The sequence below is a fragment of the Acinetobacter sp. WU_MDCI_Abxc222 genome, from assembly GCF_025514755.1.
GTDB lineage: Bacteria > Pseudomonadota > Gammaproteobacteria > Pseudomonadales > Moraxellaceae > Acinetobacter > Acinetobacter geminorum.
Window position 1 is genome coordinate 85,135 of sequence record NZ_JAHPVG010000010.1, and the last position, 24,431, is coordinate 109,565.

At 38.3% G+C, this 24,431-nt stretch carries 28 protein-coding genes, 2 tRNA genes and 1 riboswitch; of the genes, 15 read left to right on the forward strand and 15 right to left on the reverse strand.

The window, feature by feature from the left end; translation table 11 throughout:
- Window positions 1–267 precede the first annotated feature (267 nt).
- Window positions 268–1,461, forward strand: coding sequence for an MFS transporter (locus KTJ10_RS14700; protein ID WP_078225478.1), 1,194 nt, complete (start codon window positions 268–270; stop codon window positions 1,459–1,461).
- Window positions 1,462–1,530: 69 nt separating this feature from the next.
- On the opposite strand, the gene KTJ10_RS14705 is transcribed toward KTJ10_RS14700, so the two are convergent.
- Both KTJ10_RS14705 and otsB read right to left on the reverse strand, forming a co-directional pair.
- Complete coding sequence (locus KTJ10_RS14705) at window positions 1,531–2,964, reverse strand: trehalose-6-phosphate synthase (protein ID WP_205668752.1); 1,434 nt, start codon at window positions 2,962–2,964, stop codon at window positions 1,531–1,533.
- Window positions 2,952–3,803, reverse strand: coding sequence for a trehalose-phosphatase (otsB, locus tag KTJ10_RS14710; protein ID WP_262442331.1), 852 nt, complete (start codon window positions 3,801–3,803; stop codon window positions 2,952–2,954). Before otsB ends, KTJ10_RS14705 begins: the two co-directional genes overlap by 13 nt.
- 356 nt (window positions 3,804–4,159) lie before the next feature.
- On the opposite strand from otsB, the gene KTJ10_RS14715 reads away from it, so the two are divergent.
- From KTJ10_RS14715 to bioD, 5 genes are all read left to right on the forward strand, one after another.
- A complete protein-coding gene (locus KTJ10_RS14715) occupies window positions 4,160–4,891 on the forward strand; it encodes a hydrolase (protein ID WP_262442332.1) in 732 nt (243 codons plus the stop codon).
- 93 nt (window positions 4,892–4,984) lie between these two features.
- A complete protein-coding gene (bioA, locus tag KTJ10_RS14720) occupies window positions 4,985–6,265 on the forward strand; it encodes an adenosylmethionine--8-amino-7-oxononanoate transaminase (protein WP_262442333.1) in 1,281 nt (426 codons plus the stop codon).
- A gap of 1 nt (window position 6,266) precedes the next feature.
- Window positions 6,267–7,424: an 8-amino-7-oxononanoate synthase gene (locus KTJ10_RS14725; RefSeq protein ID WP_199978208.1), complete on the forward strand. Its 1,158-nt coding sequence runs from the start codon at window positions 6,267–6,269 to the stop codon at window positions 7,422–7,424.
- The gene (gene bioC / locus KTJ10_RS14730; protein WP_199978210.1) at window positions 7,421–8,170 is read left to right on the forward strand and encodes a malonyl-ACP O-methyltransferase BioC; all 750 of its coding nucleotides are present in this window, start codon (window positions 7,421–7,423) and stop codon (window positions 8,168–8,170) included. The genes KTJ10_RS14725 and bioC overlap by 4 nt, the downstream gene beginning before the upstream one ends.
- Window positions 8,171–8,815, forward strand: a complete 645-nt coding sequence (gene bioD, locus KTJ10_RS14735; RefSeq protein ID WP_199978211.1) for a dethiobiotin synthase — start codon at window positions 8,171–8,173, stop codon at window positions 8,813–8,815.
- A 60-nt stretch (window positions 8,816–8,875) separates the two neighbouring features.
- Here bioD and rluB read toward each other — a convergent pair whose 3' ends face one another.
- The 5 genes from rluB to KTJ10_RS14760 form a co-directional block, all read right to left on the reverse strand.
- Window positions 8,876–9,799 carry a 23S rRNA pseudouridine(2605) synthase RluB gene (rluB, locus tag KTJ10_RS14740; protein ID WP_016142048.1) on the reverse strand — a complete coding sequence of 308 codons (924 nt, stop codon included), beginning with the start codon at window positions 9,797–9,799 and terminating at the stop codon, window positions 8,876–8,878.
- Window positions 9,800–9,840: 41 nt separating this feature from the next.
- Window positions 9,841–10,437 carry an SMC-Scp complex subunit ScpB gene (scpB, locus tag KTJ10_RS14745; RefSeq protein WP_002120355.1) on the reverse strand — a complete coding sequence of 199 codons (597 nt, stop codon included), beginning with the start codon at window positions 10,435–10,437 and terminating at the stop codon, window positions 9,841–9,843.
- The gene (locus KTJ10_RS14750) at window positions 10,434–11,225 is read right to left on the reverse strand and encodes a segregation and condensation protein A (protein ID WP_017387236.1); all 792 of its coding nucleotides are present in this window, start codon (window positions 11,223–11,225) and stop codon (window positions 10,434–10,436) included. Before KTJ10_RS14750 ends, scpB begins: the two co-directional genes overlap by 4 nt.
- Window positions 11,226–11,449: 224 nt before the next feature.
- Complete coding sequence (locus tag KTJ10_RS14755) at window positions 11,450–12,067, reverse strand: L-threonylcarbamoyladenylate synthase (protein ID WP_078220265.1); 618 nt, start codon at window positions 12,065–12,067, stop codon at window positions 11,450–11,452.
- A gap of 90 nt (window positions 12,068–12,157) precedes the next feature.
- On the reverse strand, window positions 12,158–12,820 hold the full coding sequence (locus KTJ10_RS14760) for an elongation factor P hydroxylase (RefSeq protein ID WP_262442334.1): 663 nt from the start codon (window positions 12,818–12,820) through the stop codon (window positions 12,158–12,160).
- A gap of 96 nt (window positions 12,821–12,916) precedes the next feature.
- Here KTJ10_RS14760 and KTJ10_RS14765 point away from each other — a divergent pair, with 96 nt between their 5' ends.
- The 6 genes from KTJ10_RS14765 (at window position 12,917) to lysM (ending at window position 16,587) form a co-directional block, all read left to right on the forward strand.
- Window positions 12,917–13,477 carry a YceD family protein gene (locus KTJ10_RS14765; protein WP_002120393.1) on the forward strand — a complete coding sequence of 187 codons (561 nt, stop codon included), beginning with the start codon at window positions 12,917–12,919 and terminating at the stop codon, window positions 13,475–13,477.
- Between the two features lie 74 nt (window positions 13,478–13,551).
- Window positions 13,552–13,737 (forward strand): 50S ribosomal protein L32, encoded by a 186-nt coding sequence (gene rpmF / locus KTJ10_RS14770; protein ID WP_000290730.1) that lies wholly within the window; start codon window positions 13,552–13,554, stop codon window positions 13,735–13,737.
- A gap of 151 nt (window positions 13,738–13,888) precedes the next feature.
- Window positions 13,889–14,875: an ACP S-malonyltransferase gene (fabD, locus tag KTJ10_RS14775; protein WP_170248382.1), complete on the forward strand. Its 987-nt coding sequence runs from the start codon at window positions 13,889–13,891 to the stop codon at window positions 14,873–14,875.
- Window positions 14,872–15,606, forward strand: coding sequence for a 3-oxoacyl-ACP reductase FabG (gene fabG / locus KTJ10_RS14780; protein ID WP_002120395.1), 735 nt, complete (start codon window positions 14,872–14,874; stop codon window positions 15,604–15,606). The genes fabD and fabG overlap by 4 nt, the downstream gene beginning before the upstream one ends.
- 84 nt (window positions 15,607–15,690) lie before the next feature.
- Window positions 15,691–15,927, forward strand: a complete 237-nt coding sequence (acpP, locus tag KTJ10_RS14785) for an acyl carrier protein (RefSeq protein ID WP_001279871.1) — start codon at window positions 15,691–15,693, stop codon at window positions 15,925–15,927.
- Window positions 15,928–16,113: 186 nt separating this feature from the next.
- The gene (gene lysM, locus KTJ10_RS14790; RefSeq protein WP_002120434.1) at window positions 16,114–16,587 is read left to right on the forward strand and encodes a peptidoglycan-binding protein LysM; all 474 of its coding nucleotides are present in this window, start codon (window positions 16,114–16,116) and stop codon (window positions 16,585–16,587) included.
- 45 nt (window positions 16,588–16,632) lie between these two features.
- Here the strand turns inward: lysM and KTJ10_RS14795 are convergent, their stop codons facing one another.
- Window positions 16,633–17,400 carry a hydroxymethylpyrimidine/phosphomethylpyrimidine kinase gene (locus tag KTJ10_RS14795; protein ID WP_004794208.1) on the reverse strand — a complete coding sequence of 256 codons (768 nt, stop codon included), beginning with the start codon at window positions 17,398–17,400 and terminating at the stop codon, window positions 16,633–16,635.
- A gap of 97 nt (window positions 17,401–17,497) precedes the next feature.
- Here KTJ10_RS14795 and KTJ10_RS14800 point away from each other — a divergent pair, with 97 nt between their 5' ends.
- Window positions 17,498–18,172, forward strand: coding sequence for an HAD-IA family hydrolase (locus tag KTJ10_RS14800; protein ID WP_032055849.1), 675 nt, complete (start codon window positions 17,498–17,500; stop codon window positions 18,170–18,172).
- A gap of 58 nt (window positions 18,173–18,230) precedes the next feature.
- Here KTJ10_RS14800 and ribB read toward each other — a convergent pair whose 3' ends face one another.
- On the reverse strand, window positions 18,231–18,890 hold the full coding sequence (gene ribB, locus KTJ10_RS14805; RefSeq protein WP_262442335.1) for a 3,4-dihydroxy-2-butanone-4-phosphate synthase: 660 nt from the start codon (window positions 18,888–18,890) through the stop codon (window positions 18,231–18,233).
- A gap of 90 nt (window positions 18,891–18,980) precedes the next feature.
- A riboswitch (FMN riboswitch) is annotated at window positions 18,981–19,131 on the reverse strand.
- Window positions 19,132–19,307: 176 nt separating this feature from the next.
- On the opposite strand from ribB, the gene KTJ10_RS14810 reads away from it, so the two are divergent.
- The gene (locus KTJ10_RS14810) at window positions 19,308–21,092 is read left to right on the forward strand and encodes a DUF2157 domain-containing protein (protein ID WP_262442336.1); all 1,785 of its coding nucleotides are present in this window, start codon (window positions 19,308–19,310) and stop codon (window positions 21,090–21,092) included.
- Window positions 21,089–21,649: a GDYXXLXY domain-containing protein gene (locus KTJ10_RS14815; RefSeq protein WP_262442337.1), complete on the forward strand. Its 561-nt coding sequence runs from the start codon at window positions 21,089–21,091 to the stop codon at window positions 21,647–21,649. Before KTJ10_RS14810 ends, KTJ10_RS14815 begins: the two co-directional genes overlap by 4 nt.
- 45 nt (window positions 21,650–21,694) lie before the next feature.
- Here the strand turns inward: KTJ10_RS14815 and panD are convergent, their stop codons facing one another.
- The 6 genes from panD to KTJ10_RS14845 all read right to left on the reverse strand — a co-directional run bounded on the left by panD (window position 21,695) and on the right by KTJ10_RS14845 (window position 24,429).
- Window positions 21,695–22,075, reverse strand: coding sequence for an aspartate 1-decarboxylase (gene panD, locus KTJ10_RS14820; protein ID WP_002120296.1), 381 nt, complete (start codon window positions 22,073–22,075; stop codon window positions 21,695–21,697).
- 131 nt (window positions 22,076–22,206) lie between these two features.
- Window positions 22,207–22,788, reverse strand: coding sequence for an aminoacyl-tRNA hydrolase (gene pth / locus KTJ10_RS14825; protein WP_002120328.1), 582 nt, complete (start codon window positions 22,786–22,788; stop codon window positions 22,207–22,209).
- Between the two features lie 20 nt (window positions 22,789–22,808).
- The gene (gene rplY, locus KTJ10_RS14830) at window positions 22,809–23,105 is read right to left on the reverse strand and encodes a 50S ribosomal protein L25 (RefSeq protein ID WP_002120443.1); all 297 of its coding nucleotides are present in this window, start codon (window positions 23,103–23,105) and stop codon (window positions 22,809–22,811) included.
- A gap of 96 nt (window positions 23,106–23,201) precedes the next feature.
- On the reverse strand, window positions 23,202–24,152 hold the full coding sequence (locus KTJ10_RS14835) for a ribose-phosphate pyrophosphokinase (protein ID WP_002120445.1): 951 nt from the start codon (window positions 24,150–24,152) through the stop codon (window positions 23,202–23,204).
- A 36-nt stretch (window positions 24,153–24,188) separates the two neighbouring features.
- Window positions 24,189–24,263: transfer RNA gene (locus KTJ10_RS14840), tRNA-Gln, on the reverse strand.
- Between the two features lie 91 nt (window positions 24,264–24,354).
- A tRNA-Gln gene (locus KTJ10_RS14845) sits at window positions 24,355–24,429 on the reverse strand.
- Window positions 24,430–24,431 lie beyond the last annotated feature (2 nt).

Genomic DNA, 24,431 nt, shown 5'->3' on the forward strand with positions numbered 1-24,431 from the left:
TTTTTTTTATTGCTTCATTTTAATAAAATGAAGTCTTAACTTGGATGTTGATTTTGTCAAATTGAACATATTCAAAGCCTTACTATATAAGGCTTTGGCAGTTACAAAAAAGTCAGAAAAATTGTATCACACCCCCTGTTTTTTTTATGAAATTGTTTATAATTTCGCCAACAAAACCCTTGCCTAGAAATTTAATGAGGCAAGGGTTTTTCTATGGAAAATCGGTTGGTATGGATCGCCAATGATTTTATGGTGAGTTCGCGAAATATGTTATTTACCAAACCTGCTGTTTTAGATACAGCTACTCTCCTAAGCACACAGCGTCTTGCAACACGACTAAGCTTTTTTAGCTTAGGTTTTGCGACTGCAGCTTGGGCACCTCTTATTCCTTTTGCACAGCAGCGTTTAAACCTAAATCATGCCGATTTTGGTTTACTTTTGCTGTGTATGGGTATTGGTTCAATGATTGCTATGCCTGCGACTGGTGCTTTAGTAAAGCGCTGGGGATGTCGTCCGTTAATTGCTTTGGCATTGATGCTGTTAATGGTTTTATTGCCTAGCCTTACGATGTGGAGCAGCATTGTGACGATGGCTGTAGCATTGTTTATTTTTGGATCGGCAGCAGGATGTCTTGGAGTAGCTATCAATTTACAAGCAGTAGTTGTTGAAAAACATAGTGTGAGAGCTCTTATGTCTAGCTTCCATGGAATGTGCAGTCTTGGTGGCTTAACAGGCGCTATGCTTGTGACAGCATTATTGGCAGTAGGTCTTTCACCCTTAATGAGTACTTTATCAGTCGTTATGATTTTGCTTGTTATTGGTGGTGTTGCGATTCCATCTTGTTTAACGTCTTTTGAACAGGACGAAAAGCCACATGAAGATACCACTCAAGCGCCCAAAAAACTTTATCGTCCTGATGGCATTATTCTGCTTATTGGCATGATGTGTTTTATCGCCTTTTTATCAGAAGGTGCAGCAATGGACTGGGGTGGTATTTATTTAACAAGTAAATATCAGCTTAATCCTGCTTTTGCTGGTTTAGCTTACACTTTCTTTGCGCTTAGCATGACGACTGGTCGTTTTGCAGGTCATATCTTGCTTAAGCAATGGGGTGAAAAAAATATTGTGACTTATAGTGCAATTGGAGCTGCGATTGGTATGGCTGTTATTGTAACGGCACCAGTGTGGCAAGTGGTTGTATTAGGTTATGCACTATTAGGATTAGGTTGTTCTAATATTGTACCAGTGATGTTTTCTCGTGTTGGTCGACAAAACAATATGCCTAAAGCAGCAGCACTTTCTTTAGTATCAACAATTGCCTATACAGGTTCATTAAGTGGACCAGCTTTAATCGGTTTAATTGGGGAATGGACTGGTTTAAGTACGGTTTTAACAGGCGTCGCTGTATTACTATTTATTATTGCTTTACTTAACCGCTTTACATTAGTAAAGACAAATTAATTTATAAATAATAATCACCAAATAGCGAACATCGAGAAATTAAATTTCTCGATGTTCTTTTATTTAGATTTATAAAACCTGATAAATAGATTGATAATTATCTTGTAATAATCGCTGAGGCTTCATTAGTAAAGTTGGTGTCTTTTCTAAATCATCCAAGAAATTATTTCGCCAATGGGTAAGATCAGATGATGTTAATCCCTCTATCAATTGTTGATAACGATTAATACGCTCAGCTTTAGACATTTCTAAAGCCATTTTTAAAGCATCCATCATTGCCGCTCTATCTTGCGGGTCAACAATCAAGGCTTGAGACATTTGCTCAGCAGCACCAGCATATTTAGATAAAATGAGTACGCCCGGATTTTCTGGGTCTTGTGCCGCAATATACTCTTTAGCCACTAGATTCATACCATCACGTAGTGAACTGATCCAGCAAATATCTGAATGACGGTAAATGTGCATAAGATTATGGTGTTGTACCGTGTCATAGCAGTAATCTACAGGTCTCCAGTCCTCATGCGCAAACTCTTCGTTAATTAACTCCAGCTTGGTTTTAAAACGTTGGTATAAGCGTTGATAAGCTGGAATATCGGTACGAGAAGGAATTGCCACTTGAAGATGTCGAACTAGGCCATGATATTCAGGGCTGGTTTCCAAAAAGGTTGCAAATGCATTGAAACGCTCAAGTAGACCTTTTGAATAATCAATACGGTCAACACCGATAATAGTTTTTTGACGTGGAATATCTTCAAAGTTAAATACATTTGCTGTTTGAAATGCCTGTTGGGCTTGGCGCTGAATAAGTTCAGGTTGTACACCAATAGGGTAGGACTTAATCAATACTTGACGCTTTTTATAACTGATTCGGTCGCTTAGTATTTTTTGAGCTTCAAGTAAGCCCATACAGGTTTGCATACATGTGTTTTGGTCAGCTTGGGTTTGTAGACCAACTACATCATATTGGCAAAGGTCTTGTACTAGTTGTAATGCAACTGGAATTTTGCGCCAAATGTTTAAGCTTGCAAAAGGAATATGTAAAAAGAAACCGAATTTATTCTGCATTCCTAATTCGCGGCAATGACGAGCTACACTAAAAAAGTGATAGTCATGTACCCAAATAACATCATCCGGCTGAGCAATTTGTTTTAATTTTTCGGCAAATAAACGATTGACCCGTTGGTAAGTATTATATTCTTCAGCATCATATTCGATCAGATCGTCTCTATGATGCATAGCAGGCCATAAGACCTTGTTAGCAAAACCGCAGTAATACTGTGCATATTGCTGATGTGTAAGAGGGCAGGTAATGTAGTCAATCCCATGAGAATATGCCTGATCGAACTCAGGCGCTTCAGTATCGGTAATTTGCTCACCATTCCAGCCTAACCAAATACCGTTACTGTCATTTAATGCGTCTTGTACAGCTACTGCAAGGCCACCTGCTGAAGCCTTACCTGATGGCATACTTATTCGATTCGATAACACGATTAATTTAGACATATTTGTTCTCCATTCTGATCTTGACTATTTTTGACGTATAACTTTTTTATTTTTTCGAGAAAGAAAAAAAGAAAATTAGAAACGCTGTTAATATCTTTTAATCTATAATTTGCTTGTGTTTCGCCTGAACCTACTTTAATACTAAGGCCAGATTGCTGATTAATATAAGTAAAACCAGATTCATCTGTTAAATCATCGCCTATAAAAATAGGTAATACAGAAGGTAAATTAAGGTGATTTAATATAGTCTCAATTGCTCTACCTTTATCAGCTTGGTTTGGAATTAATTCAATAACAAATTTTCCTCTATTTATTTTTAAGTGGGGATAATTGAGATTAATTTGCTGCATAATATTAATAGCATTATTTTCTAAATTAGGATTTTTACGATAATGTAAGGCAATAGAATATCCTTTATCCTCAATTAATAATTCGGGATATTTTTCACAATTTTTGATAATATCTTGTTTTAATTTTTTGAAATTAATACTGCTTAAATCTGGTCGAATATAATTTCCTGAATCAAAATAAATATCTAAACCATGTAAACCAGCAATAGGAACTTCAATAGGATGTAGTAGTTTGCTTGCTGTATCTACATCACGACCTGTTACAGCTATAACAGGTATATTTAATTTAGTAATTTTTTTTATAGTTTCTAATGTAGCGTTTGGAATAAAACTATGCTCAGGATTAATTTGAAAGGGTGCTAGTGTGCCATCAATATCCAAAAATAAGCAGTAATTTTTATCGAAAGATAAGTTGTTTATAATATCATTGGGTGTAACAAAAGATGTATTTTTTTCTCTCCCATCAGATATTGTGTTTTGATTGTTCATATTAGCCTTCCTAATACTTTTTGATCAATAATTAATCTTCTAGCATTAAAATGAATTGATGAGTCATTTCTTTTAATAAAAAAACATAAGTATTAACATTACTTACATTGCATAATGGATTTATAGGCGAAGTGTGGAGTATGTTGTTTTTTGATTGGCTTCAATGTTTAGATAATTAAATTTTTGTATGTCTACTATGAATAATGCAGGTCTTGTTTATCAATATATTTCAGAATATTAAATACTCATAAATAGTTGATTTTACTTTTTGAAATCTAATTTTTATGTTGATTTTAAAAGATATTTTAAATCGATATTATTATATAATCCTTATAAAATCGGCTTTGAGCAGGCATATGAAGTTACAAAATAAAATTTTATTAATTACAGGTTGGGGAGTAGGTGTCGAACCTTTGCAATCCCTTAAATTGCATTTGGAAAAAATGGGTTTTGAGACACAACTTATTAATATTTTTAATGTTTTAGATAATAACTTTCAAGAACAGCTTGATTTAGTGTCTGAGGTTAATGTGGTGATAGGCTGGTCTTTAGGTGGGCAGTTAGCAACTCAATTGGTTAATACTTTTTATGAGCAAACAGGTCAAACTAAAACATTAATTACACTCGCTTCAAATCCTTGTTTTGTTGTACACACTCATTGGCAAACAGCTATGCCTGCTGATGTGTTTAGTCAATTTAAAGCTTCTTTTTTTCAAAACCCGCAAGTCACTTTAAAGCGTTTTTATTATTTAATTACACTCGGTTCATCTCAGGCCAAACAAGATTGGGTAAGCATACAAAACATAGCAAATCCGCCTTCAAGTGAATTGCTATCAGTGGGTTTGAAAATGCTTGAACAACTAAATTTGGTAGATAACTTAAAAAGTTATCCAGGTGCGCAGCTTCATGTGTTTGCCGAGCAAGATAATGTTGTTCCTTGCAAAATTATTGAAAATTTAAAGAATATCACGACAGAAAACATGAATTATAAAGTGCTAGAAGGCGCTACTCATGCTTTTCCATATCTAGAAGTGGACCGAACAATTGAAGAAATCTGCCAATTTTTAACAATTCATCAGCAAAGTTAATAAGCTTTGGTGGATCTCGCAATTTTCTTTCATTCTTAACAGGTTTAACATGTGCTAAATGAAAGATTTAATTGCTGTAAAAGGGTATAGAGGATGACCGATAATTTTGATTTGGAACATATTTGGCATCCATATACCTCAATGACCCAACCTTTACCAACATTTAAAGTTAAACGTGCCTATGGGGCAAAGATTGAACTAGATGATGGTAGAACTTTAATTGATGGTATGTCGTCATGGTGGTGTGCAATTCACGGCTATAACCACCCTGAACTCAATCAGGCAGTGACGGATCAATTACAGAACATGTCGCATATCATGTTTGGTGGTTTAACTCATGATCCTGCCATTGAACTTGGAAAAATTCTTTTAAAAATTACTCCACCGAGTCTCGATAAAATTTTCTATGCAGATTCAGGTTCGGTTGCCGTTGAAGTTGCTTTGAAAATGGCTGTGCAATTCTGGACAGCACAAGGCCAACCACAAAAAACAAATTTTATTACTACGCGTTCTGGTTACCACGGTGATACATGGAATGCGATGTCTGTGTGTGATCCAGTGACAGGTATGCATCAGATTTTTGGTACAAGTTTACCGAACCGTCTTTTTGTAGCAGCACCGCAAACCAAATTTTATCAAGAGTGGAATCAAGAAGATATTGCTGAGCTAGAACAAGGTATTCAGCAAAATCATGAAAACCTTGCTGCACTGATTATTGAGCCGATTGTACAAGGTGCAGGGGGTATGCGTTTTTATCATCCTGAATATTTACGTCAGGCGAAAGCACTTTGTAAACAATATAATCTGTTATTAATTTTTGATGAAATTGCGACTGGTTTTGGTCGCACGGGTAAGCTTTTTGCTTGGGAACATGCACAAGTTGAGCCAGACATTATGTGCATAGGTAAAGGGTTAACAGGCGGCTACATGACGTTATCTGCTACCTTAACGACAAAGCAGGTTGCAGAAACCATTAGTCGCGGTGAGGCTGGAGTATTTATGCACGGCCCAACTTTTATGGCCAATCCACTTGCTTGCGCGGTCGCTTTAAAAAGTACCCAATTATTAATTGAGCAAGATTGGCAAGCTAATATTGAGCGAATTGAACAACAGCTTAGCCAATATTTAAAGCCTTTAAGTCAGCTTGATTATGTTGCCGATGTGCGAGTGCTGGGTGCAATTGGTGTAGTAGAACTCACCTTTAATGTTGATATGAAAACCTTACAGCAACAATTTGTAGACCGCGGAATCTGGATCCGTCCTTTTGGAAAATTGGTTTATGTGATGCCACCGTATGTCATCACGCATCAAGAGTTAAGCGATTTGCTCGAACAATTAGTTGAAGTTGTTCAAACGATGCGGGGAGCGAATTAAGATGTCATTGCTTGAACATTTTTCTGCCGAATTGGATGAGTTAAAGCAACAAGGTAACTTTAGACAATTTACCCAAAATGTGCAGCACGGACGTTTTATTACGATCCAAAATAAAACGATGCTCAACTTAGCTTCAAATGATTATCTTGGGTTGGCTGCTGATATCAATCTTCGTCAAGAGTTTTTAGATAGCTTTCCAATCGAGCGTAGCTATTTTAGTTCATCATCTTCACGTCTATTAACGGGCAATTTTGATGAATATGAACAATTAGAAAATAGCCTAAGCCAAGCATTTGGTGGTCGCGCGGTACTATTATTTAATAGTGGCTACCATATGAATATTGGTATTTTGCCAGCTGTTGCTGATAGTAAAACTTTAATATTGGCGGATAAGTTAGTTCATGCCAGTATGATTGACGGGATCCGTTTATCTGGCGCTCAGTATGTGCGTTATCGACATAATGATTTACAACACTTGGAACAACTCCTCCAAAAATATCATGATGATGACAAGATTGAACGAATCATTGTGGTCACAGAAAGTATTTTTAGTATGGACGGTGATGAGACGGATTTAGCCGCTTTAGTTCAGCTAAAAAAACGTTTTGCTAAAACTATGTTATATGTCGATGAAGCGCATTCAATTGGGGTGCGTGGTCAGCAAGGCTTAGGATGTGCTGAACAATATAATGTGATTCAGGAAATTGATTTTCTGGTCGGTACATTAGGCAAAGCATTAGCGGCGGTCGGTGGTTACATTATTTGCGATCCAATTATTAAAGATTATCTCATTAATAGAATGCGCCCACTTATTTTTAGTACTGCACAGCCACCGATTGTTATGGCATGGGCAAACTTTATTTTTCAAAAAGTATTACTCGCTCAATCTCAGCGTGAACACTTAAAAAATATTAGCGAATATCTTCAACAAGCTGTTGTACAGAAGGGCTACGATAGTCCATCGACCAGCCATATCATTCCAGTCATTGTTGGAGAGAGTCAAGCTGCTATCGATAAAGCAAAACAAGTTCAGGAAAGTGGTTTTTATGCTATGCCTGTGCGTCCACCAACAGTACCGAAAAACAGTTCGCGTTTGCGTATTTCTTTAACATCAATGGTGCAGCAACATGAACTTGAAGAATTGGTGAGTTTTCTGTGAGTTTGAATAAAAACTTAGTTGCCCAGCGTTTTGCCAAAGCAGGGCAAACCTATTCAGAGCATGCAATTGTTCAAAAGCAGATTTGCCAAAATTTAACAGGTTTAGTTCAGCAGTTCTGCCCGCGTATGATGTCGCGTGTTTTTGAAATTGGTTGTGGTTCTGGCAATTTAACTCGTCTTCTTGCTACATCTTTTCAGTTTGAAGAGTTAATTTTGAATGATCTATATGCAGATGTGCAGCAACACTTTAGTCATCAAGAAAATTTAAAATGGTTGATTGGGGATGTTGAAACTTTAGATTTTCCCCAGCAGCTCGATATGATTGTTTCAGGTTCAGCTTTACAGTGGATACAAGATTTACCGCACTTGCTCAAACGTTGTAATGAAGCTTTAACTGAGCGAGGTTGGTTATGCTTTTCAACATTCGGCTCTCAGAATTTAATGGAAATTAAAGAGCTAACAGGACAAGGTTTAAGTTATTGGTCAGTTGAAAATTGGAATAGTGCCTTAATTCAGGCTGATTTTGATATTTTGCATTTGTCAGAATCAGAAACTCAACTCTATTTCGATTCTCCTAAAGCTGTGTTGCAACATTTAAAAGCAACAGGTGTAACGGCAACGGCTCAGCATCGTTGGACTAAGCAAACTTTACAACAGTTTTATCAAGATTATGATCGGTTTAAGTGTGTCGAGGGATATTCCCTAACATATCATCCGATTTATTGTATTGCCCGGAGAATGAAGTAAATGAGTGGCCAGATCTATTTTGTGAGTGGGATTGATACCGAAATTGGTAAAACCTACGCGACAGGTTTCTTAGCAAAATTATGGACTGAGCAGGGTAAAAAAGTGATTACCCAAAAACTCATTCAAACAGGTAACGCTGATGTTTCTGAGGATATTGAAAAGCATCGTGAAATTATGGGACAGGGCTGGTTTCAAGAAGATCATGACAAGCTAACCATGCCTGAAATCTTCAGTTATCCTGCTTCACCTCATCTTGCAACACGTCTTGATAACCGAGAAATTGATTTTCAAAAAATTGAAGATGCGACCCAAACATTGGCAGAGCGTTTTGAAATCGTATTGTTGGAAGGTGCGGGAGGCTTAATGGTGCCATTAACCACCAGTCTGCTTACCATTGATTATGTCGCTCAGCACCAGTTTCCCGTTATTTTAGTAACATCGGGTCGTTTGGGAAGTATTAACCATACTTTACTTAGTCTTGAAGCACTTAAGTCTCGTGAGCTGAAGTTGCATGCCCTGGTTTATAACCTAAAAGATGAATCAAAAGATCCATTAATTTCTCAAGATACTTCAAATTATTTGAAAGATTACTTAGCTATTCATTTCCCCGAAGCTGAATGGATTGAACTGGCAAAAATGAATTAAGTCAAAAGGCTATAAAAAACCGCTCAAATTTGAGCGGTTTTTTTACATCTTATGAATATTTTAGAATTTCTTCGAACCGCGGTTAAAACCAGTCGCTTTACGTTGGTTCCCTGTGTTAACAGGAGCTTCTTTTTCATCATCACGACGTTGTTGACGTAAGTATCCGCCACGACGCGCAGCCATTGGTTTTTCAGTCATACGATCAGTACGGCGTTTTGCCATACCAAATAAACCTGTACCTTGACGTGGTTTTAACTCAACCGATTTGGCTAAGTTGTCGATGTCAGTTTTGTCGAGTTCCATCCAACGACCAGTACGTAATTCGCGCGGTAAAATAACTGTGCCGTAGCGTGTACGTAATAAACGGCTTACTTTAAGATCTTGCGATTCAAAAATACGACGTACTTCGCGGTTACGACCTTCTTTTACTACAACTTGATACCAGCGGTTAATACCTTCACCACCAATTTCAGAGAATGATTCGAATTTGGCAGGGCCATCTTCGAGCTCTACTCCGTTGACCATGTTTTGGCGTAGTTTTGGCGTTACTTCACCCATTACTCGAACAGCGTATTCACGTTCAATTTCATTAGATGGGTGCATTAAGCGGTTAGCAAGTTCACCATCATTTGTGAATAGTAATAAACCAGTACTGTTAATATCCAGACGACCTACCATTACCCAGCGGTCATTGGCAATTTGTGGTAAATGATCAAATACGGTTGGGCGTTTTTCAGGATCATTACGTGAACAGATTTCACCCTCAGGCTTATAATAAATCAGTACGCGACGACGAATTTCGTCTTCAATCTGAAACTGAACTTTACGGCCATCAATGCGTAATTCATCGCCTGGTTCAATGCGCTCACCCACTTGGGCAACACGACCGTTTACACTCACGCGTCCTGCGGCAATAACCTCTTCCATATATCGGCGGGAACCTAATCCGATTCTCGCTAATACTTTTTGCAATTTTTCACTCATGACAGCACAACCTTAGACATAATGATCAACAGTCCACCTCTTTATGATTTCGGTGCATTTGCATCGAGAGCCATAAAGGCTTCCTTGGCGTTCTGTAGGGGAGGCAATTGGCCTAGAGAGGCTAGACCAAAAGCATTCAGAAACTGAGGCGTTGTAATTAGCAACGCAGGTCTTCCGGGTAAATCTCTAAAACCGGCTTCTTTAATCCAGTTCCAGTCAAATAGTGTTCTAAGAATCTGACTATTATTAGATACACCACGAATTTGTTCAATATCAGCTCGGGTAACCGGTTGATGATAAGCAATGACAGCCAGGGTTTCTAGTAATGAAGGCGACAGTTTTGTTGGTCGCTCTGGCCAAATTTGCGCAATAATACTACGATATTTAGATCTTACCTGAAAGCGAAACCCTTGTGCTGTTTCAATCAGCTCAATAGATCGACCATGTTGTAATAGCGCGAGCTGCTGCAAAAGCTGACGAAGCTGCTGTTTATTATATTGATTGTTAAATGCTTCTTTTAAGCGGGCAATTGAAACAGGCGCTTCACTGGCAAAGATAATTGCTTCAAGTTGTAATAAGACTTCATGATGTATGTCAGCTAATGACAAATCACTATTATTCTGTTCAAAACTACTCATATTGAAGATCCTTGAATTGCTAACGGGGCTTCAATACCAGTGGCAATAATTTTAATTTTCTGTTGGCGAGTCAATTCTAAAACTGCCATAAATGTAACAACCATTCCCATACGACCTTGCTGGGGATTGAGTAATTCTTTAAAACTTAACACATCACCAGACTCTAATTTCTCTTCAATATATGCAATACGTTCTTCGAGCAAAACAGGTTCTTGAGCGACAACATGGGTAATAGGTTCAGGGCGATTAAATACACAGAACAACGCATCATGTAGCGCTGAGATATCGTAACCTTCATAAACAGGAGAGATATGTCCTAAGCTTACATTGGCACTAAATGTATCGCGCTCAAGAATTGGCATTTGGCCTAAACGCTCAGCTGCTTGCTTAATGCGTAGATAGGTTTCAAGACGATCAATAAGCTCCTGCTTAGGGTCTTTTTCAATGCTTATAATTGTAGGTTTTGGTAGAAGTAGGCGAGACTTCAAGTCAGCCAATAAAGCAGCCATCACCATATAATCTGCTGTCAACTCGATATTCAAAGATTTCATGCTATCCATATAGGCCAAATATTGAGTCGCTATAGGAGCAATATCGAGTTGAATTAAATCGAAACCGTTTTTCTGAATCAGATAAATTAAAAAATCTAATGGCCCTTCAAACCGCTCGAGCAAAATCTCAAATGCAGCTGGAGGTATATAGAGATCTTCTGGAATTTTGTCATGCCACTCATCTAAAACACGGATGTGTGGAGCGTCTTCCATGGATTGATGAAGTGATTGATTCATTACGATTATAAGCCACGCGAATTTTCAAAAGCATGAGACTTGTTATTCAAGTCCTAGACAGCTGTAAGTAGAAGAACAGCAGATAGTGAAAATCATTCTAAATGAATTGTGTCTTTTAATAAATTACTTAACGACTAAAGTGTAAAAAAAATCCAAAATAAATAAAGAGTATTTTTTTGAGTGATAATACTTTTTTTTAAACTATTGGTAAAAAATGTAAGTGCTTATTCAAAAGCACTTACGTCGCCAACACCACGACGGATAATTTCAGGATGTTCACCCGATAAATCAACAATACTTGTACTTGTTAGAGTTCCGAAACCTCCATCAATAAATACATCAATTCGTTTATCTAACTGATTTTCAATATCGTAAGGGTCATCTAGAGGATCTTCTTGACCCGGTAAAATTAATGTACTGGTAAGTAGAGGTTCACCAAGTTCTTTTAATAAAGCCTGACAAATTGGGTTACTCGGAATACGTAAGCCAATTGTTTTCTTTTTAGGGTGCATCAATCTACGAGGAACTTCACTTGTTGCAGGTAAAATGAACGTAGTAATAGCCGGTGTATTCGCTTTCAATAAACGATATGTCGCATTATCAACTTTTGCATAAGTTGCAATATCAGATAAGTCACAGCACATAATGGCGTATTGATGTTTAGGCCCTAAACCACGAATCTGTGCAATACGTTCCATGGCATTTTTATTACCGATTTGACACCCAATCGCATAGGCAGCATCGGTAGGGTAGACCACAACATCTCCTGCTCGGATACGTTCAACCGCTTGGGCAATGAGGCGTTGCTGTGGATTTTCAGGATGTACATGTAAATGCATCATATTTTAGAGACTCCATCACGCCAGTGTTAAAAATAATTATTAGGCTTTTTAAATGGCCTAGGCAAGTAATTAACGTAGCTTTTTTGTCAATTAATCAAGGAGTTCACGTTTAAATTCATTTAATTGTAAAGGTGTACCCGAACGTGTACATTGGCAAATAAAACCAATAAATGCTGATGCATCACGTGGCAACTTAGCTTCACCCGAAAAGTAACGTTGCACTTGAGCATAAACGTTATCTTTAAATAGTTTGCCATCACCGCTATCACCTGTAAGGTTATCGAGTGAAACTCTAAATTTTCGACCAAAAGATTGTGCAAATAACCATTCAATTGCTTGAGGCTTAATTTCTACTTGTTCAAATAAAATTTGCTGTTCTTGGGTGCGACCATCGGGTGCATACCAATAACCTAAATCTGGTAATAGACGTCTTTTTTCGCCTGCAATAGACCAATGACTAATTTCATGCAAAGCACTATTAAAGAAACCGTGAGCAAATTGGATCTTGGCTGGTTCTTCATTTGTCGCTGGGAAATATTCAGGTTCAAAATCACCACGAACTAATGTCACATTATGGTGGGAAAACCAGTGATTAAAGTGTAAAATAAGCCAATCAACTTGCTCAGACTCCGATTTTGAGCTTGACCATGGTGAGAGTTGCACTAGGTCAGGTACAAGAGTGTTCTGATGAGTTGAATGGGTGCAAACGAGTAATGAAGTGTTAACTTCAGGTTGCGGCTGCAACAGGTGCATTGCTTAATTTACCCCGAGTTCTGTCTAAAGAAGTGCAAAATTGTATCTTAATCTTTGACAGAGTACCGATGAATTTGTAGAATTGCCGCCTTAATTATGTCAGCAAATACCTTTCCGGCACAGATTGAGCCGTTTAAATGGGCTGAACAAGGCTTTACATGGTCAGGTCAACTGCCCTTGTCTCGCTTTGCTCGTATCGCTCGTGAAGCTGTTGGATCAATTGATAACCAATTGATCAATATAGACTGTAAGCTATCAATGGATGCATATCATCGCATTGTGTGGATGGACGGTCACATGGACACGAAAGTTCCAATGGAGTGCCAACGTTGTTTGGAACCTGTTGAAATGCCTCTTGTCTTAGACTTCCATATTGCATTAGTGGATGATGAGTCACTGATAGAGCGCTTGGATGAGGATGCTGATTTCATCGTTTTAGGTGAAAGTGAGTCTTCGACGAAAGGCGATTATGATACGCCTGCCTCGATTAACTTACTCGCATTACTAGAAGATGAACTGTTATTGTTGATGCCTTTATCTCCCAAGCATGATGCTTGTGAACATAAACATCAACCTACCATTCAGAATGTTGTCGAAGAAAAACGGGATAATCCGTTTGATGTTTTGGCAGGTTTGAAGGGTAAACTTAACTCATAATTTGTGTTATAATTGTGAGATAAGACAACTGAATTTGTTCTGATCCATTTTTTCGATCTTTGTAAGGAGCCATCATGGCCGTTCAGCAAAACCGTAAAAGTCGCTCTCGCCGTGACATGCGCCGTTCACATGACGCTTTAACCGAGAATGCATTAACAGTAGACCAAGCAACTGGTGAAACTCATCGTCGTCACCACGTGACTAAAGACGGTTTCTACCGTGGTCGTCAATTATTCGCTAAAGCAGCTGATGCTGAATAATTGCATGATATGCATTAAGCGTGATGCTTAAGTATAGAAAAAATGGGAGCGAAAGCTCCCTTTTTTTGTTGTTTTTCGCAATTATAAATATATAAATAACATGTTAAATTTCCGCTCCAGAAATGAGTGAAAACCCAAAAAAGGATTTCTTATGTCTGCTAAACGTCTTGAACAAGTAGCTTTAGCCACAAAAACTGCGTTTGTGTTTCCTGGTCAAGGTTCACAAAAAGTCGGTATGCTTGCTGAACTAGCAGAACAGTTTAGTGGGGTCGGGCAAACTTTTGCAGAAGCTTCAGATGCTCTTGGATTTGATCTTTGGCATATTGCGCAAAGTGGCGAAGGTCTTGACCAAACAGAAAATACCCAACCTGTGTTATTAACTGCCAGTATCGCTTTGTGGCGTGTATGGCTTGATTTAGGTGGTCTGGCACCTAAATTCCTTGCAGGACATTCACTAGGTGAATACAGTGCATTGGTCGCTGCAGGCTCTATGAGCTTGGCTGATGCAGTTAAATTGGTTAACTTGCGTGGCAAACTCATGCAAAGTGCTGTACCTCAAGGTCAAGGGGCTATGGCTGCAATCCTTGGTTTGGCTGATGAAAAAGTGGTTGAACTTTGTCAAACCGTGAGTGCGTCAGGTGAAGGTTCTGTAGAAGCTGCAAACTATAATTCACAAGGTCAAGTTGTGATTGCAGGAAGTACAGCTTCTGTACAAGAAGTCATGGCTTTGGCAAAAGAGCAGTCAGCTAAAGCAATTGCTTTACCAGTGTCAGTTCCTTCTCATTGTTCGTTAATGAAACCTGCCGCTGAGAAATTTGCAGAAGCTTTGGAACAAACTGCCATTGAGCTACCTACCATTCCTGTAATACAAAATGTCAACGCGGGAATAGCTACCGATGTTGCTCAATTGCGTCAGGCATTAACTGCACAGTTGTACCAATCAGTACAATGGACACGTACCATGCAGTCTCTACAAGACCAAGGTATTCAATATATTGTTGAGTGTGGTCCAGGTACAGTATTGAGTAACCTCGCAAAGCGTTTACCAAATATTGAAAAAGCTTTTTCTATTGATAGTAAGAGCAAAATGGAAGATGCCCTAAATGCTGTTTTAGTGGCAGAAGGAAAAATTGCATGACACAAGAACGCAAAGTTGCATTAGTAACGGGCGCGAGTCGGGGTATTGGCGCGGCCATTGCCCAGCAACTTATTCAAGACGGTTATTTTGTTGTAGGTACTGCGACTTCTGAATCTGGTGCACAAAAGTTAAGTGATAGCTTTGGTGAACAAGGTGCAGGTTTGGCGCTCGACGTGCGTAATCTCGACGAGATTGAAGCAGTCGTTTCTCATATTGAACAGAACTATGGTCCTGTACTTGTTCTAGTTAACAATGCAGGTATTACGAAAGACAATTTGTTGCTTCGTATGTCTGAAGATGATTGGGATGACATTCTCAACATTCACCTTAAAGCAGTTTATCGTTTATCTAAACGTGTGCTTAAGGGTATGACGAAGGCACGTTTTGGTCGAATTATTAATATCAGTTCTGTTGTAGCTCACTTTGCAAACCCAGGCCAAGCGAACTATTCTGCTGCTAAAGCAGGTATTGAAGCATTCAGCCGTAGCCTTGCAAAAGAGATGGGTAGCCGCCAAATTACTGTAAACAGTGTGGCACCAGGCTTTATTGCAACAGAAATGACAGATGCACTTAGTGAAGACATTCGCAAAAAAATGAGTGATCAAGTGGCTTTAAATCGCTTAGGTGAGCCACAAGATATCGCAAATGCGGTGAGTTTCCTTGCAAGTGATAAAGCAGGTTACATTACCGGTACGGTATTACATGTAAATGGTGGTTTATACATGGCCTAACGCCGATGTATAAACTTTTAAAAATTTTTATATTCAATTAAACTAGTGGCAAATTAAACGCCACAAGCAATGAGGAGAATTCCTGTGAGCGATATCGAACAACGCGTTAAACAAGCGGTTGCAGAACAACTTGGTCTTAAAGCTGAAGAGATTAAAAACGAAGCATCTTTTATGGATGACTTAGGTGCTGACTCTTTAGATTTAGTTGAACTTGTTATGTCTTTCGAAAACGACTTCGACATCACTATCCCTGATGAAGATTCTAACGAAATCACTACAGTTCAATCTGCAATTGACTATGTAACTAAAAAACTTGGTTAATTCGCATATTGCTGAATAAAAAGAAGGCCACCGTAAGGTGGCTTTTTTTATTTTAGAAAAAATTTAAGAGATACATATTTTTACAAGATCAACCTCAATTGATAGCAGAGGTATAACTTTTTTGAAGTATAACAATAAAGGTCAGTTTAATGACTTTACTATAAACAATAATATGAGGACTAAAAGATGGGTCTTTTTGATTTTGTAAAAGGTATTGGCAAGAAAAATACCGCACCAGCAGAACCACAACCAGCTCCAGCAACACCAGCAGAACCTTCTGCACAAGAAGTTGCAAATAAATTATTAGGTTTAATTAAAAGTTTGGGCTTAGGGGTAGAAGGCTTATCTGTAACCTATAACGGTACTACTGATACTGCAATTATTAAAGGGCAGGTAAAAAGCCAAGCAGATAAAGAGAAAATTATTCTTATTGTTGGAAACATTGATCATGTGGCACAAGTAGATGACCAGATGACAGTGGCAACTCCTGAACCAGAAAGTAAATTTTATACAGTGAAATCTGGTGACAACCTTTCAAAAATTGCGAAAGAAGTTTACGGTGATGCAAATCAATATCCAAAAATCTTTGAAGCAAATAAACCAATGTTAAAAGATCCTGATGAGATTTTCCCGGGGCAAGTTTTACGTATTCCTCAATAATCGAGGTTAATAAAAAAAGGCGCTTTAAGCGCCTTTTTTGTGCTTTTAAAAACGCTTTGGAATCTTTTGTCCGTTTGGTACAGGGGTATCTGCATTTTTTAAAACACCGAATAACCATGTTTCAGCATGTTGTACAGCAATTTTTAAAGAATCACCTAAAGCTAAACGGCCAGCGATAAAGCTAGCTAAAGAACAACCTGAGCCGTGATATTCACCTTCAAGGCGAGGACAGCTACTACTCGCTACTAGTTCACCATCGATATATAAACTATTTTTAATATGATCTGGTGTATCTTCGTGTCCACCTTTCACTAGAACAGCTTTAGCACCCATTTCAAAAAGCTTTTGAGTGGCTTGATCTAAATCAGTAATACCTGTTAGAGCACGTAATTCAACGGTATTTGGAGTAATAATTGTGGCTAGAGGAATAAGTTCAACGAACGCTTTAACGAGAGTTGCCTGATCACCTAAAGAGCCGCCACTGTTTGCGACTAAAACAGGATCAAGTACATATTGATAGTCAGGATGAGCACGTAAAAATTCAGCTAGTGCCGCAATATTATCTGTCGTTCCAAGCATGCCTGACTTAACACATTTAATGGGTAAGTCACCTACAACTGCATTTGCTTGTGCTAATAAAAGTTCTTTTGAGGTTGCTTCGAAGCCAAATACTTGTTGTGAGTTTTGAATGGTGAGGGCAGTACATGCAATTGCTGCGTGGGCACCACTTTGTCCAATTGCTTCGATATCGGCTTGTAAACCTGCACCACCTGAAGGGTCTAAACCCGAGAAACAAAGTACGGTTGGACGCACGGTTATTTCCTTTTCAATTTAAATTTACGTTAGTATAAGAGAGTTTGATTAAACTCTCGACCAATTGAATTAAATACTTTACTGGGTTAGTGATTGAATGGCTATAAAACATATTTTGATTGATTTAGATGGAACCTTAACAGACCCAAAAGTTGGAATCCATACTTCAATTCGCTATGCAATGGAGAAATTAGGCTATCCATTGGCTGCTGATTTAGATATTGATTGGACAATTGGCCCACCATTAAAGCCATCACTCGCAAAATTATTAGCTACTCAAGATGATGCTTTAGCTGAACAAGCTTTACTTGCTTATCGCGAGCGTTTTTCGGTGGTTGGCCTGTTTGAAAATGAAGTATATCCATCTGTTGCAAAAACACTTAGTGCATTAAAAGAAGAAGGATATCGTTTATTTGTTGCAACTGCTAAACCAACGATTTATGCAAAACGTATCTTGGATCATTTTGAATTAAGCCAATACTTTGTACATATCTATGGGAGTGAGTTAACGGGTGAGCGCACTAATAAAGCTGACCTTATCCATTATATTCTTGAGCATGAGCAATTAAACCCAGAAGAGTGTTTAATGGTCGGTGACCGTCAATATGACGTTTTGGGTGCTCGTCATAACGGTATTGAGGCGGTAGCAGTAACTTATGGTTATGGAACACCTGAAGAGCTCGCTCAAGCACAGCCTAAAGCAATGATTAAGCAATTCTCTGAACTTTTGGACTATGTTGAAGAACTTGCAGCACAAAAGAAAGTTTCTTAAATATTATTAAATTTTAATTTGAAGGTTTGGCTTTGATCTAAAGCCAAACCTTTTTTATTTAAACACTGTGTTGTTGGCGGTATTGAACAAGTTCTTCAATCGTAATCACCGTTAAGTGATGAGTTTGAGCATATGCTAAAACTTGAATGCCCGATGCCATCGTGCCATCCGGATTGGTTAATTCACATAATACGCCAGCGGGTTTAAGCCCAGCTAGTCTTGCTAGGTCAATTGTTCCCTCAGTATGACCTCGACGAGTAAGGACTCCACCATTACGTGCACGTAATGGGAAAACGTGACCCGGACGGTTTAAGTCACTTGCAACAGCACCATCTTTAATAGCAGTTTGAATAGTTGTTACACGGTCTTTAGCAGAAACACCAGTGGTAACGCCTTGAGCAGCTTCAATGGTCACTGTAAAAGCGGTATGAAACTGGCTCGAGTTTTGAGAAACCATTGGTGGTAGTTCTAGATGGTCTGCTAGCTCTTCTGTAAGGCATAAACATACAATCCCTGAACCATCACGAATCATCCGTGCCATTGTTTGTACAGTTAAAGTTTCGGCTGCAACAATTAAATCTGCTTCATTTTCGCGATCAAAGTCGTCCATAACCAAGACAGGCTTGCCTTGACGGATATCTTCTAATGCTTGTTGAATGCGTTGCTCAGCAGGAGAGAGGGCTGAGAAAAAAAGTTCTGGTTGAATTAAGCTAGACATAATGAAACGCTCTCGTAAAAATACGGTTGAACATTTCAGGACTGATGTAAAAACAGGCTGGCACTGAAATAAAACGGATTTATCCCAGTTCGTCGTCTTCTTTCATCCGGACTATACCGTCGGCTTTGGAGTTTCACCAAATCTGCTCAAATTACACAATTTAAGCTCGTGGGCTTGTTAATCTATTTATAAAAATTAACTTTACCACCGGTGGGGAATTGCACCCCGCCCTGAAGCGATGGGTTTTATTATAGCGCGCTTGATAGAATTGGCTAGATGCTTTTATAGAATGCTAAGTTTCTTTATGAATAAGCATTTTCATAAATCGAAATAGGCTTTTTAACAAGAGCTTACTTGTTGATATGAAAATGGAATGCTATGTTTTTTATAGAAAATTATAAATAAAATAGGTGTTTCATGCAGATAAGAGACTATTATCCTCTAACCAATAGTTCATTTATTCAGCATCTCCATATTTTCAGTTATGTATTTATGGCAGTAAGTATCCTTTATTTAATTGCTGCCAACTGGTTTATGCTTCCAAACAGTATTCAACTTGCTATCCCGCCCGTTATATTAGTTGTCACAGCTTGGTTCAGCATAAAAGATACATTAAGTGATGGGGTTAGGCAGACCTTACATAGTGTTAGTGGTTTGATGATAGGTTTAAGCTTGGCTGTAATTGGACAGGTTTATCAAACTGGTGCAGACAGTTATTTGCTTTTTTTAATTTGGACATTACTTTTATTACCGTGGTTATATCGGCCGAATATTGGAATCTTTGCTTTAATTTGTATTACCAGCCAACTTACACTTTTTTTATTTTTTAAACAGACTTTTTGGTCTGAAAAGTTTCCTTATTTATATTTAATCGCTCTAAATCTATTAAGCCTTATTGAGTTTTGGGTATGTATAAAGAAATATCGTGCTTTAAGGTTTGTCTTTATCGCTTGGTTCGCCGTTATTTCGATTATTGGAATAATTCAATATTTATCGAATGAGAATATTCCTTATCTAATTTCTGCCTTCTTTTCCGGAATAGTCGTTTTTTATTATTTCTTCAAAAAAGATGATCAGCTATGTGCTAGTTTGATGGCAGCTGTTCTTGGTGTGACTGCAACGATATGGCTTGTAGATGGGATTAATAACCTATTTAAAGACTCTAATGAGTTCATATTTTTATTGATTGCAGGCATTATTTTTATTTGGTTTGCGCTGATCAGCTATCTTTTAATAAAAATTTTTCGTCAAAGCCGCTTTTATGTCATTCCATTGGCAATTGGTGCTTGGCTTGCTGGCTTGTCACTTGCAGCTTTTACGTTGGTGTTCTGGGAAGCTATTTCTTTAGTTATTGGAGTTGTTTTTGTTGGATTGGCGTTTATTCTTTTAAAGAAATCACAAAGCTATTTCTTTCGGCAATTTGCCTATTGTTTGTTTATCAGTGGGCAGACCGCTTTCTTGTTTCATCTTGGTTCAGAAACAGATCAAATTCTATGGGTTTTAATTGCACAGATTTTTATTCTATGTATTAGTTATTTTCTTAAACCGCATTGGTTCTTCATTTTAATTCAAATGCTTGCTACGTATGGCATAGCTTTTATCTATTTGCTACAACTGGACCATTCATTGTGGTCAATAGATTCTACTCAGACTTATTTAAATTTAACTTTGCTCAGTTACTTGGTTTTTAGTTTGGTGCTCTTACCTAAGAGAGAATCAATAGCTCTATATGAGCGTAGTATTTTTTTATGCGTGCTGGTCGTAATTCTTGTAGCTTCTTTTTTCAATACTTTTATGGGGTTGGTACCAGAAAATTCGATAGATCAGCAGTTATGGGTTTTATATTTGCTACCTGTTGTCTGGTTACTTTGCTTTAGTGTTCTTCATTTATATCGACAACTTAAGGCACTCACTTTTTTCGCCTTTTTAATATTTGGTGTGTTACTTATTGTGTTGGGATATTTTGAAATTTTCATCCTGCTTATTATTTTAACGTGGGCATTAAAAAAGAAAGATTATATTGTGTATGGAGTGAGCTTAACTGTATTCGTTTTTGTGTTCTGGCAGCTCTATTACAACCTACAAATAACTTTTCTAGCTAAGAGTGCATCTATTTTTATTTCGGGTATTGTTTTGTTGGCTCTGTCTTGGTTACTTCAACGTGAAAATAAAAATGATCTTGTTAAAGGAGAGAAAGAATGAAAAAGTATTTTTCTCTTATTCTTGCCTTTATTACGCTATTATTTTTTGCAGGTTTAGTGGCGAAAAACGAATGGCATTTGCACCATAGTAAAAGTATTTTCATTGAGCTTAAGCCAGTTGATCCTCGTTCAATTTTACAAGGTGATTATATGGCATTGGCTTATGAATTAAATTTACAATCTCTTAAAGTTCTTGTTGGAAGTGAAGGTGAGACTCTGGAACAGGTGATTTTTAATCGCTCTTCCGTTCCCGCAAAAGTTATTTTGGATTCACAAAATCGCGTAGTTCGTACCATTTTAGATATCAATAATTCAGTGGCTGGACAGAGGTTAATTTTAAAAAATCCTGAAAATCGTTTGCAGGCTTTATATCCTGCCTCTCGCAGTTTCTTGTTTGCAGAAGGCTTGGCTCAATGTTATGAAAAAGCCAAATATGCTGAATTTAAGGTAAATCCTGAAGGAGAGGCGATATTGTTCGAATTACGAGGAGAGCAGCTTCAACCATTAAATTGTGAAAAACAAAAGAACTGGTGGGAAGGAACTATTAAGGATTTATAAAATAATAAAAGCCCGTCAATGCGGGCTTTTTATTCTTAAAATAAATTAGGCAACTTGAACAGGAATGCAATTCGCTGTGTGGTTGACTGTATTATTTGGATTAGCATATACCAAACGTGGTTTATGAATATTTGCTTCAGCTTCAGTAAAATCACCAAATGTAGCAATAATTACTAAATCGCCAACGTCTGCTTGATGTGCAGCACCGCCGTTTACTGAAATAATTCCAGAGTTATCTTCACCACGAATCGCATAAGTTGTGAAGCGTTTGCCATTGGTTACATTCCAAACATGAATTTCTTCATATTCACGAATACCAGCTAAGTCCATCAATACGCCATCAATTGCACAAGAACCTTCATAGTGAAGTTCAGCATGGGTTACAACTGCACGGTGAATTTTGCATTTTAATAAACGAGATAGCATGGCTAGCGTCTCCTGAGTAGACCTAAGATGTAGATCTTATGGTGAAATCTTTAGCTTTTGCGGTTGGCAAAGTGGCTGATGCGCATTTTGCTCCTAAAAAAGCAAGATAGCAAGCATGATTGTTCAACAATTTAAGTGGGTTTATATGCATTAATTTGATTCATGGCCTGTGGAACTTGTCCTTGAACAAGTAGCTTCACTTTAGAAAGGGCATGATCAATTGCTGCATCCATCAGACTTTGTTCACTACTTGGTGCTTTTCCAAGTACGTGACCTGAAACTTTCTCTTTCGAGCCAGGATGTCCGATACCAATACGTAAACGGTGAAAATTTGGACCAATATGAGGGACAATGTCACGTAAACCGTTATGACCACCGTGTCCACCGCCTGTTTTAAGACGAATTACACCTGGGTTCATATCAAGTTCATCATGAGCAATCAAAATTGCTTCGGGAGCAATTTGATAAAATTTTGCAAATGGAACTACACTTTGTCCAGAACGGTTCATAAATGTAGTGGGTAGAAGTAGACGGACATCGTGTCCTTCTATATTACCACGTCCACTGATTCCGTGAAATTTCGGATCATTTTTTAATGTAATGCCATATTTGTCTGCAAGCTGTTCAATGAACCAAAAACCTGCATTATGGCGGGTTTGGGCATATTCTGAACCAGGATTGCCCAAACCAACAATTAGCGAAATATTTGACACTAATCTACGCCTTTAAACACTTATGCGCGTTTGAAGTCAGCGTGCATAGGAGTGTTTTTAGATGGGTGACGTTGTAACGCTTGGATTTTAACGTTTTCAACTTTGTCGCCCACTTTGATTTCTACAACTTCTTCAAAGAAAGCATTGCTTTCTAAAGCTTTTACAAGCTCACGAAGTTCTAAAGTAACAGTTACAGGCTCAGCGTTGCCACCATAAATGATAGCTGGAATTAAAGCTTCGCGACGAAGGCGGCGGCTCGCACCTTTCCCTTGTTTGTCTTCAGCACGCGCTTGAGCGTTTAATACGAAGTTTGCCATGAGTAAATCCTCATTAAAGTTTAAAAGACTAAACTTGCGACCAGTTTAGTGATAGAAAACCCCAGCCAAGGCTAGGGTTTATAAAAAGCTGCAATATTATAAACTATCGAACATTGCACTGATAGACTCTTCGTTATTAATACGACGAATCGTTTCAGCAACCATGCTAGCAACAGAAACCTGACGGATCTTGCCTAAGGTCAATGCTTCTTCAGAAAGAGGAATGGTATCAGTCACAACCAGTTCATCAATAACTGAATTACGTAAGTTTTCAATAGCCTTACCTGATAGTACAGGGTGAGTTGCGTATGCAACTACACGACGTGCACCAAATTGCTTAAGCGCATCAGCTGCTTTACACAATGTACCAGCAGTATCAACCATATCGTCTACGATAACGCAATCACGATCTTTTACGTCACCAATTAAGTGCATAACTTGCGACTCGTTGGCTTTTTGACGACGTTTATCAATAATTGCTAAATCGATGTCACCCATCTGTTTGGCAACAGCACGAGCACGTACTACACCACCAACGTCAGGAGAAACCACCATAAGGTTGTCATGTTGTTGTTGACGTAAGTCAGCAAGCAAAGCAGGAGTACCGTAGATGTTGTCGACTGGAATATCGAAGAAACCTTGAATTTGGTCAGCATGTAAGTCGATCATCACGACACGGTCAATACCAACAGTGGTAAGCATGTCTGCAACAACTTTAGCTGTAATCGGCACACGTGCAGAACGTGGACGACGGTCTTGGCGAGCATAACCAAAATAAGGGATAACAGCGGTAATACGACCAGCACTTGCACGACGCAAAGCATCTGCCATAACCAAGATTTCCATAAGGTTATCATTGGTAGGGGCACAAGTAGGCTGAACGATAAATACGTCTTTACCACGAACATTTTCAGTAATTTCTACTGAAATTTCTCCATCAGAAAAGTGACCGACTGATGCAGCACCTAGAGGGATATGTAAGTGACTTACGACTTTTTGAGCGAACTGTGGATGAGCATTTCCACTAAAAACGACAAGATTGGGCATGAAGCACCCTTGGCGGTTGGTATGTAATGAAATAGATGGCAGGGGCGGCTGGATTCGAACCAACGGATGCCGAGATCAAAACCCGGTGCCTTACCACTTGGCGACGCCCCTAATGCGGCAGAACTTTAATATTTTTGCAATGCAATGTCAAGATTAATCAACAAAAAGCATAGCAATTAAGTCTGTCTTTAAAATAAGAGAATGGCAGGGGCGGCTGGATTCGAACCAACGGATGCCGAGATCAAAACCCGGTGCCTTACCACTTGGCGACGCCCCTAA